The sequence below is a fragment of the Variovorax sp. P4_D9 genome (genome assembly GCF_056401695.1).
In genome coordinates this window covers 1-8,903 of record NZ_JBFUIU010000362.1, presented here as the reverse complement: position 1 = coordinate 8,903, position 8,903 = coordinate 1, and the positions used below count along the sequence as shown (strand labels likewise).

The 8,903-nt window shown below is 66.4% G+C and carries 11 protein-coding genes; 1 reads left to right on the top strand and 10 read right to left on the bottom strand.

Features of this window, described 5'->3' with window-relative positions:
- The 4 genes from AC1DY5_RS30955 to AC1DY5_RS30940 all read right to left on the bottom strand — a co-directional run.
- Positions 1-414 (bottom strand): hypothetical protein (locus tag AC1DY5_RS30955; RefSeq protein ID WP_478117691.1); only part of this gene is annotated, 414 nt, incomplete at its 3' end.
- The gene (locus AC1DY5_RS30950) at positions 414-749 is read right to left on the bottom strand and encodes a hypothetical protein (RefSeq protein ID WP_478117689.1); all 336 of its coding nucleotides are present in this window, start codon (positions 747-749) and stop codon (positions 414-416) included. The genes AC1DY5_RS30955 and AC1DY5_RS30950, both read right to left, overlap by 1 nt.
- Before the next feature lie 17 nt (positions 750-766).
- Complete coding sequence (locus tag AC1DY5_RS30945) at positions 767-1,177, bottom strand: hypothetical protein (RefSeq protein ID WP_478117687.1); 411 nt, start codon at positions 1,175-1,177, stop codon at positions 767-769.
- 120 nt (positions 1,178-1,297) lie between these two features.
- Positions 1,298-1,435 (bottom strand): hypothetical protein, encoded by a 138-nt coding sequence (locus tag AC1DY5_RS30940; protein WP_478117685.1) that lies wholly within the window; start codon positions 1,433-1,435, stop codon positions 1,298-1,300.
- A gap of 139 nt (positions 1,436-1,574) precedes the next feature.
- Between AC1DY5_RS30940 and AC1DY5_RS30935 the strand changes: the two genes are divergently transcribed.
- Positions 1,575-5,408 (top strand): AAA family ATPase, encoded by a 3,834-nt coding sequence (locus AC1DY5_RS30935; RefSeq protein ID WP_478117683.1) that lies wholly within the window; start codon positions 1,575-1,577, stop codon positions 5,406-5,408.
- Positions 5,409-5,449: 41 nt separating this feature from the next.
- Here AC1DY5_RS30935 and AC1DY5_RS30930 read toward each other — a convergent pair whose 3' ends face one another.
- The 6 genes from AC1DY5_RS30930 to AC1DY5_RS30905 all read right to left on the bottom strand — a co-directional run.
- Positions 5,450-5,896, bottom strand: a complete 447-nt coding sequence (locus AC1DY5_RS30930; RefSeq protein WP_478117681.1) for a GAF domain-containing protein — start codon at positions 5,894-5,896, stop codon at positions 5,450-5,452.
- Between the two features lie 76 nt (positions 5,897-5,972).
- Positions 5,973-6,164, bottom strand: a complete 192-nt coding sequence (locus AC1DY5_RS30925; protein WP_478117680.1) for a hypothetical protein — start codon at positions 6,162-6,164, stop codon at positions 5,973-5,975.
- A gap of 69 nt (positions 6,165-6,233) precedes the next feature.
- Positions 6,234-7,163: a dihydrodipicolinate synthase family protein gene (locus tag AC1DY5_RS30920; protein WP_478117678.1), complete on the bottom strand. Its 930-nt coding sequence runs from the start codon at positions 7,161-7,163 to the stop codon at positions 6,234-6,236.
- Entirely contained in the window at positions 7,160-7,483 is a 324-nt protein-coding gene (locus AC1DY5_RS30915; RefSeq protein WP_478117693.1) for an aldose epimerase family protein, read from the bottom strand. Before AC1DY5_RS30915 ends, AC1DY5_RS30920 begins: the two co-directional genes overlap by 4 nt.
- Positions 7,411-8,259 carry an aldose epimerase family protein gene (locus tag AC1DY5_RS30910; RefSeq protein WP_478117676.1) on the bottom strand — a complete coding sequence of 283 codons (849 nt, stop codon included), beginning with the start codon at positions 8,257-8,259 and terminating at the stop codon, positions 7,411-7,413. The genes AC1DY5_RS30915 and AC1DY5_RS30910 overlap by 73 nt, the downstream gene beginning before the upstream one ends.
- Positions 8,256-8,903 (bottom strand): SMP-30/gluconolactonase/LRE family protein (locus AC1DY5_RS30905; protein WP_478117674.1); only part of this gene is annotated, 648 nt, incomplete at its 5' end. The genes AC1DY5_RS30910 and AC1DY5_RS30905, both read right to left, overlap by 4 nt.

Below are 8,903 nucleotides of genomic sequence, written 5' to 3'. Positions count from 1 at the left end.
GAGCAGCGCCGTGCCGTTGGGATCCACATGCAGCGCGCGGCCTCTTCCTGTGCGCGGATTGGGCGTGTAGACCCACAGCACGGATTGGCTCCTGGCAGTCGCGAACACCGATTCGCCCTCCAGCGCAGCCCGTTCGAGCTGGCTGTCGAGGCCCGAGCAGCTCACGCCGGCAGTGGAGGCGAATCCGCAGTCGGGGCGCTCGTCGTCACCAAGCAGCGCCAGCGTCGTCGGCTGCTCTACCGACCAGCGCGTCACCTGTTCGAGCCGGCCTCGCACGCAGACCTGGTCGGCACCATTCATGACGCCGGCCATCCCACGGCGCGGAAACTCGTACTTGCGAACCAGCAAGACGCCATTGTTCGTTGCCTGATTGACCAGCAGCACGAGCCAGGCCCCGCTGGCGCGGTGGTGCATCAGGCTCGCATGCAGCTGTTGCCGGGTCTCGGCGATGGAATGACGCCACCGGCGACCGCCTGCTCGGCGAAGCTCCCGCCGTCGAGCGACAGCTCGACCATCGACTCGAGCGCCTTGCGGATACGCGGCGCGCCCGCGCTGCGCGTCGCGATCCCGTTGGACACATCGGGCAGGCTGTCCTCGCTGGCGATCTCGTTGGCATAGAGAAAGCGGATGTAGCCGGCTTGCAAGCTTTCACTTACGACCTGCCTGAGCGGGCGGCACTCGCCGTCGGCGCGGGCCGACCCGATGGCCAGGAAGCCGGCCAGCAACAGAGCGACTCGCCGCCAGTCCATGACTCGCTCCTCGGCGTTTATTCGCCGAGGAGGCAGAGCAAATGCCAACGCACCACGCGCTGCCCGCAGTAGTTGGCGACGACGCGCTGAGACAGCTCCGCATTGCCGGACGTGTCCCATCGTCTATCGACCCAGACCATGGCCTCGTACAGCTCTTCAGGGTCGCCGCTCAGGTCGTAGCTGTCCATCAGGGCCGTGGCGAGTTCCCGGTTCGAAAGCGCGTCGCCGCTCGCCGCTTCGTTGCGCAGAAGATCGAGCCTGGACTGGCCCACGGGAATGGACGACGCTGCCGCGGCTGCCCGGGCAGGTTTCAGAGCCGCTGCATCATTCGGGGGCGGCATATTCATCGCCGACGCCACCAGCGCGCCGGACACGATCGCGCCCGCAGCAAAGCCGCCGATGACCTGACTGATCCACGTCGTCTTCATGTCTGCATCGCCATTCGATGCCCTAGAACTGGCTCGGCAGTTGCGAGTCCTCGCCGTGCAGGGCGGCATGGACATGCGCGGCAGCGATCCAGCTGACATAGGCCTGAAACAGATTTTCCCTTACGACCGGTCCGCGGCCATCTCCGTTGCCGGGACTTCCGCGCGCACCGGTTTGGGCACCTGGAGCGCGGCATAGCCGACCCACCCGAGCACGCCGCTCAAAAGAACAGGAATCATCACCACACGCAGCTTCGACATGCCGCTCTCCTCGGTAAGATGTTGCGAGTCGTACTGGCTCGATGGGCTTCAACGATGAAGCTGCCGTACAGTACCGAGCCACCGTTCGCCAATCGTTCGCACGCGCACGCCACCTTCGCCCAGCGATGATCGAAAGCACTTGAATCAGCCCGCACGCCCCTTCGACAACGGCCTCCAACTCAGGTTGCTGGGCGGCTTCGACTGCACACTGAACGGGCGTCCGCTTGCCGGAATCTGGTACGACAAGATGCGTGCGCTGCTCGCCTACCTGGCGCTGGAACCGCAGCAGGATCACAAGCGTGAGCTTCTGGCCGAGCTGCTCTGGAGCGGCAACGATCCCGTCACTGCGCGCGGGAATCTGCGCCGAACCCTGTCGGATCTGCGCCGCGTGGTGGAAATGCCCGCCGGCAGGCCCTTGTTCTCGGCCAGCAAGAACACCATCCGCTTCATTCCGAATGCCTTCATCGACACGATGGAGTTCAGCCTCCAGGCGCCGATGGCGCGGCAGGACCCGGACGCGCTGCGGCACCGGAATGAGATGGTCGTCGACCTTTGTCGCGGTGAACTGATGGCGGGTTTCTACTTGCCGGACTGTCCCGATTTCGAAGAATGGCTGCTTGTCCAGCGTGAAGCCCTGCATCGCCGCGCGCTCGCCATGTTGGAGCAGCTGGCGAATTTCCACGAGGCGATCGGCGACCATGGTAAGGCCCTGCGATTCGCCTTGCGTCATGCCGAGCTCGAGCCGTGGGATGAAGCCGCCCACCGCAGGGTGATGCGCCTCTACGCCTTGGGCGGCCAGAGCGGTGCGGCCCTTGCACAGTTCGACGCCTGTTGCCGACTGCTGAAAAAAGAGCTGGGCGTCGTCCCCGGCGCGGAGACACGACAATTGGCCGAGCGCATCCGCAGCGCTGAATTCGCGCGCGGCTCGCCGGAGATCCCGTCCGAGCCGCCGCAGACGATCCCGCAACCGCAACCGCAACCGCAAGCGCAGGCGCAGCGCCGTCAGGTCACCGTGCTGTTCTGCGAGTTGATTCCCTCCGGGATCGACGACCCCGATGATGCGATGGAACTGCTGGCCGCACCGCGGTCCCACTGCGTCGAGATCATCCGCCGGCTCTCGGGATATCTCGTGCCCATGCATGGCGGCGGATTGCTGGCTTATTTCGGCTACCCGCAATCCCGTGAAGACAGCGCGGTGCGTGCCGTGCAGGCCGCGCTGGCCGTCACCCGGGAGGCCGCGGACGGCATTCAGATCCGATCAGGCGTGCATACCGGTCTAATCATGACGGGCGGCGACCCCTCCCTGCCGGACACCGTAGGCAAGACTTCCGGCGTCGCCATCCAGCTGCGCCGCTGCATCGGACCCAACGAAGCAGCGATCAGCCGGGAAACGCACAGCATCGTGGCCGGCTATTTCGATTGCACGCGCCTGGGCGCCCAGTCCTTGCCCGACTCTGCGCAGCCCGTGGAAGTGTTCAGGGTCGAGAGGGAGAGTGGCGCCCGCACCCGGCTCGATGCGGCAACGCAGCTGACACCGCTGGTCGGACGGCAGGCCGAGCTCACGCAACTCGCGAGCCTGTGGGAACAGGCAAGACAGGGCGCCAGCCTTGCCGTGCTGGTGCAGGGCGAGCCGGCCATCGGCAAGTCTCGCCTGGTGCATGCCTTCAAGCAACGACTCGCGGGCCAGGTCCATGCCATTCGCGAGCTGCGCTGTTTCCCGGAATACAGCCAGTCGCCGTTTCATCCGCTGCTGGTCCTGCTCGAAGCCAGCCTCGGCTTCGCCCCCACTGATTCCCCAGAGCTGAAGTTCGCCAAACTGGCGCGCCATTTAGCATCGTCCTACCCCGCATCGGCGCGAGATGCCGTCCCGTTGCTGGCCTCGCTGTATTCGCTGCCGCAACCCGCAAACTCCGGCGCGACCGGTCTCTTGCCGCAGCAGCAGAAAGAACTGACGATCAAGCTCCTGCGCGCGATGTTGACGGGCCTGAGCGCGAAGCTGCCGCTGCTGCTGGTCGTCGAAGACCTGCACTGGGTCGACCCTTCCACGCTGGAACTGCTGACAGGGCTGGTCGGGCAGCAGGGAGCGGAAGCCCTGCTCGCGATCTTCACCGTGCGGCCCGGGTTCATTCCGCCCTGTGCCGCTTCCCGGCTGCCGCTCGCGCCCCTCGACCCACGCGAGATGGCGCAATTGATCGCCTCGGTCGGCCGGGAGCTCTCGCCAGCGACTGTTGGCCGCATCGTGGAACGTGCCGATGGCGTCCCGCTCTTTGCAGAGGAACTGGCGAAGACTGCCGGCCCGGACGATGGGGCCAGCATTCCGGGAACGCTGCATGACGTCCTGGCGGCCCGCATGGACCAACTGGGCGAAGCAAGAATCACCGCTCGGATCGCCGCGACGATCGGGCGGGAATTCGGGGTCGACCTGCTGCGCAGGGTGTCCCCCTCCAGTCCGGACGCGCTGGCGCACGCTCTGGGTCAGTTGATCGATGCAGGCCTGATCTTGAAGGTCAATGAAGCGACCTGCCAGTTCAAGCATGCCTTGATCCAGGAAGCTGCCTATCAATCACAAACCCGGGCCGATCGACAGGCGGCGCATCGACGTATCGCGCAGGTTCTGCAAAGCACTTTTCCCGACAGCGCCGCAGCCCGGCCGGAGCTCATCGCCCATCACCTGTCCGCCGCCGGAGAAATTCGGCCGTCCATCGACTACTGGACCCAGGCCGGGCAACGCGCGATCTCCGCTTCGGCCAACCTGGAGGCGATCGCACATTTCAATCGCGGACTGCAATCGCTGATGACGCTGCCCGCGACGCCGGAAAGGGATCAGACGGAATTCTCGATCCTGGTCGCTCTCTGCCCTGCCTTGCATGCGACCCAAGGCTACGGGTCCGAAGATGCCAGCCGTGCCACGGCACGGATTTCTGCCTTGCGCGAGCGGGTGGTGGYCGGTCCGGAAGTGTTCCTGGCTGAATGGACGCGCTTGAGGAACACGGTGGCGACCGTCGGGCCCCGAGGGGTGCCGCAAGCCGCCATGCGGCTGTTGGACTTGGYGGGCGATGATCCAGTCCGCAAGCAAGCGGCGCGCTATGTCGCGGCCGTCGCGACCTTCTGGCTGGGCGAATTTGAATCCTCGAAAGCGCACGCCGCGGAGGCCATCGCACTGTATCGCCCGGAGCAGCATCACCTGATGCTGGAACTATTCGGCGAAGACCTGTCCGTATCGTATGCCGGTCATTTGTCGTGGGCGCTCTGTTTCCTCGGCTTCGCAGACCAGGCGCAAGCGCTGTGCTGCCAGATGCTCCAGCAGGCGCGAGCAATGGCGCACCCGAAGACGCTCGCGATGGCACTGCTCTTCGCGACCATGCTTTGTCGCTGGTTGAACAAGCATGCGGAGGCCCTCAGCTTATCGGCCGAGACCATCGCCCTGACGCGACAACATGGCATGTCCTATTGGATGGCGACGGGTGAAGCACTGCAGGGCAGGGCCCAGGTCATGCAGGAGGGCAGGCAGGATCTCTCCCAGCTCAAATTGCTCGTGGTGCGGTTGAGCACATCGTCTCCTTCGTACTCGGCGCAGCGCTTGTCCGACATGGCCGAACTTCATATGCACTTGAAGTCGTACGACGAAGCGCTTGACTTGCTGGCGCAGGCGCAGGCGGATGAAGCAAGCACGGGGAGCTGTCAGTTCGCGGCCGAGCGTCATCGCCTCATAGGGGTATGCCTGCTGGCTCTGTCGCCGGCTGACACGAAGGCCGCCGAAGCTGCTTTCGACCAGGCGCTCGCCATCAGCCGCCGGCAAGGCGCGAAAACGCTGGAACTGCGGGCCGTCGTGAGTCTGGCGCGGCTGTGGCACTTGCAAGGCAAGAAGGAGCAGGCGCAACACATGCTGGCCCAGGCGCACGACGGGTTCACCGAGGGCTTTCAGACCCCGGATCTCGTGGACGCCGCGGATCTAATGCGTGCCGCGAGCTAGGTTGCGCCGCCCTCCCGCGAGGTCCGTCGGCTCGGGGGCGGCTACCCGTGTGGATCCACGGCGAAGGAAGCAACAATCGGAGCCACCGATTCGAGGAATTCGAAAGCAGCATCCGACAGCGTTACCGGCGCGAAATCGAAGTGGCACAGCACCCCCCACTTCTGACCATTCGGGGCCACCAGCGCGGTGCCGTGATACGAGAACAGGATCCCGTCGTACGCGTGCCCGGCGAGTCTTGGATCCTTTGACGATTCGTTCGTCCTGAAGGGTTTGCCAGGCTCGACGAATTGCGCAAGGCTCTTGTTGAGCGGCATTGCCGACAGGAATGGCGGGCGCCGCTTGCCCAGAGCGTCGTGCAACACGACGTTCTTCAAGATGAGGCCGGCGTATCGATAGACCGCGGTGTAGCGCAGTGGCACCCGGTCGTTCAAGAATGCGAGGCCGCCCGGAAGACCCTGGGTCTCCAAGATCTTCGAGATGGCGTTCAAGGCCCGGACCGAGCTCATGAGCGGTTCATGTCATCCCGCGCGGGTCGGACGTGCCGGCGACGCGTTTCAGCGCTGCCTAGCCGCACTTCGGCGCGCAGACGAGATGGTTCTTGCCGAGGAAGCGCCGCGAAGTCATTGCCGTGCGAAGAACGAACTTGCCGCACTTGAAGCACGACATCATGGATTCCGCGCGCGGCGTCGTAATGATGGAGCCTGGCGCCTTCTTGACATAGCGCAGGCCGTCCTGGGTGAGTTGAGTGTCCGACATAAGAGGCGGAATTATACCCGGGGGAAATTCCGCCGCGCTCACGCGCGGTGCCGGCTAAGGCGCCATCGGTCAGCGCGCCCAGCGCAGGACCATTGCGTCGAGCCGGCGCGCGGTCTCGATCAGCAGCGATCGGCTGGCCGGATGAATAGTCGGGAACGGATGGCGCGGCGCCTCGCAGGCAATCACGCCGCCTTCCTGCATCAGCGACTTGGCCGCCAGCGGCCCGCACTGGCGGTTCTCGATGTTGATGAGCGGCAGCCAGCGCTCGTAGGCCGCGATGGCTTCGTCGCGCCTTCCTGCGCGGTATGCGTCCAAGATCGGGCGGATGCCGTCCGGAAAGCCGCCACCGGTCATCGCGCCGGTGGCGCCGGCGTCGAGGTCGGGCAGCAGCGTGATGGCCTCCTCGCCGTCCCAGGGGCCTTCGATAGCATCGCCGCCGAGGCGGATCAGCTCGCGCAGTTTCGCTGCCGCGCCGGCGGTCTCGATCTTGAAGTAGGCGACATGCTCGATCTCCTGCGCCATGCGCGCGAGGAAGGCCGGCGACAGCGGCGTGCCGGCGGCCGGCGCGTCCTGGACCATGATCGGGATGTCGACCGCATCGGACAGGCGTGCGTAGAAGGCGTGGATCTGCGGCTCGGGCACCCGGAAGGTGGCGCCGTGATAGGGCGGCATCACCATCAGCATCGCCGCGCCCATGTCCTGCGCGCGGCGGCTGCGCTCGGCGCAGACCTTGGTGCTGAAGTGCGTGGTGGTGACGATCACCGGCACCCGGCCGGCCACGTGCTCGAGGATGGTGCGGGTCAGCAGCTCGCGCTCGTCGTCGGCCAGCAGGAACTGCTCGGAGAAGTTGGCCAGGATGCAGAGGCCGTCGGAGCCGGCGTCGATCATGAAGTCGACGCAGCGCTTCTGGCTTGCGAGGTCGAGTTCGCCGTTTTCGGTGTAAGGCGTCGGCACGACCGGGAACAGGCCCTGGTAGCGAGGGGGAGTCGATGGCGTCATGGGGTTCTCTCAGTTGAATGGGGAGCGCACAGCCCGAAGCGGTGCACCGTCGTACTTGAATGGATCTCTCCGGGCCGCAGCACGGTCGAGGGGAATCCCGGCTGGTTCGGCGCGTCCGGAAAGTGCTGTGTCTCGAGGCACAGTCCATCGCTCTGTCGCCAGGCCTGCCCGGCGGCACCGGGCAGGCTGCCGTCGAGGAAGTTGCCGGAATAGAACTGCAGGCCGGGCTCGGTGGTCTCGATGTCCATCACGCGGCCCGAGACCGGGTCGGCCAGGCGCGCGGCGAAGTGCATGCCGGGCCGGTCCGCCGCGTCGAGCAGCCAGTTGTGGTCGTAGCCCCGCGCGCGCAGAACTGCGGATGGCTGTCGCGGATGCGGGCGCCGATCGATGTCGCCTGGCGGAAGTCGAATGGCGAGCCCGCCACCTCGGCGATGCCTTCGGGAATCAGCCCGGCATCGACCGGGCAGTAGCGGCTCGCTGCGATCGTGAGCCGATGGCCGAGGATGCTGCCGCTGCCCGCGAGGTTGAAATAGTCGTGGTGCGTGAGGTTTACGATCGTGCTGCGGTCGCAGCGGGCCTGGTAGTCGATGCGGTATTCGTTGCGCGCGGTGAGCGTGTAGCGCACGCGGACCTCCAGGCGCCCGGGGTAGCCCTGGTCGCCATGCTCGCTCACCAGCGTCAGCTCGATCGCCACGCTGCCGTCCTGCGCGCGCGGCAGGGGCGCGATGTCCCACCAGCGCTTGCCGAAGCCACCGGGGCCGCCGTGCAGCGCATGGGGGCCGCCGCCGTCGACGTCGAGCTGGAACTGCTCGCCGTCGATCGAAAAACGTCCGCGGGCGATTCGGTTCGCGTGACGGCCGACGAGGGTGCCGAAGTGCGGATTGCGCGTCTCGTAGTCGGACAGCGACGCCAAGCCCAGCACGATGTTGCCGGCCACGCCGTGGCGGTCCGGCACGCGCAATGCGGTGACGATGCCGCCGAGGTTGATGGCGCTCAGCGACAGGCCGGCACCGTTGTCGAGGGTGTACTCGCGGACCTGGCAGCCCTCGGCCAGCGTGCCATGGTCGCGGCAGGCGATCTGCGCAGTCTCGCTCATTGCGTGGTCACGAAGCGCGACTCGGGCAGGCCGCGCCAACCCGGCTGCAACACGAAGACGCCGCCGGCCTCGGGTTCCTTCTCGAGGCCCGCTGCGTCGAGGCCGGCGCGCGCCGATGTCACGAAGAGCTGGTCGAAGGCCGCGCCGCCGAAGGCGGGGCAAGTGGCCTGCGAAGCCTGCAGCTCGAAACGGGCCGACTCAACGCCCGCCGCGTCGTAGCGCACCACGCGGCCGCCGCGCCACTGGGCGTTCCACAAGCCACCCTCGGCATCGACGGTCGAGCCGTCGGCGAAGCCTTCGTTGGCGGGCAGTCGAACGAAGGGCCGGGGCACCCCGAGGCGGCCGTCGGCACCGTAGTCGACGCGCAAGATCGTTCGCGTCGGCGAATCGGTGTAGTACATAGTCGCGCCATCGGGGCTGAAGGCGATGCTGTTGCCCACATTGGCCGGCGGCAGCGGCAGGCGCTCGACGCGCAGGTCCGGATGAACGCGATAGAAGTGCCCGATGGCTGCCGCTTGCGCATTGAACATGCCGAACACGAAACGACCCTGGCGGTCGCAGCGGCCGTCGTTGATGCGGGTGCTCGGCTGGTCGGCCTCGACAGGCACGATCTGCGACAGCGTCTGGCGCGCCATGTCGAACAT

Bases quoted from the DNA above. Each gene is read 5' to 3' on its own strand.
- AC1DY5_RS30940 (WP_478117685.1), bottom strand. From the start codon at position 1,435: ATGTCGAAGCTGCGTGTGGTGATGATTCCTGTTCTTTTGAGCGGCGTG.
- AC1DY5_RS30925 (WP_478117680.1), bottom strand. From the start codon at position 6,164: ATGTCGGACACTCAACTCACCCAGGACGGCCTGCGCTATGTCAAGAAG.
- AC1DY5_RS30920 (WP_478117678.1), bottom strand. From the start codon at position 7,163: ATGACGCCATCGACTCCCCCTCGCTACCAGGGCCTGTTCCCGGTCGTG.
- AC1DY5_RS30945 (WP_478117687.1), bottom strand. From the start codon at position 1,177: ATGAAGACGACGTGGATCAGTCAGGTCATCGGCGGCTTTGCTGCGGGC.
- AC1DY5_RS30950 (WP_478117689.1), bottom strand. From the start codon at position 749: ATGGACTGGCGGCGAGTCGCTCTGTTGCTGGCCGGCTTCCTGGCCATC.
- AC1DY5_RS30910 (WP_478117676.1), bottom strand. From the start codon at position 8,259: ATGAGCGAGACTGCGCAGATCGCCTGCCGCGACCATGGCACGCTGGCC.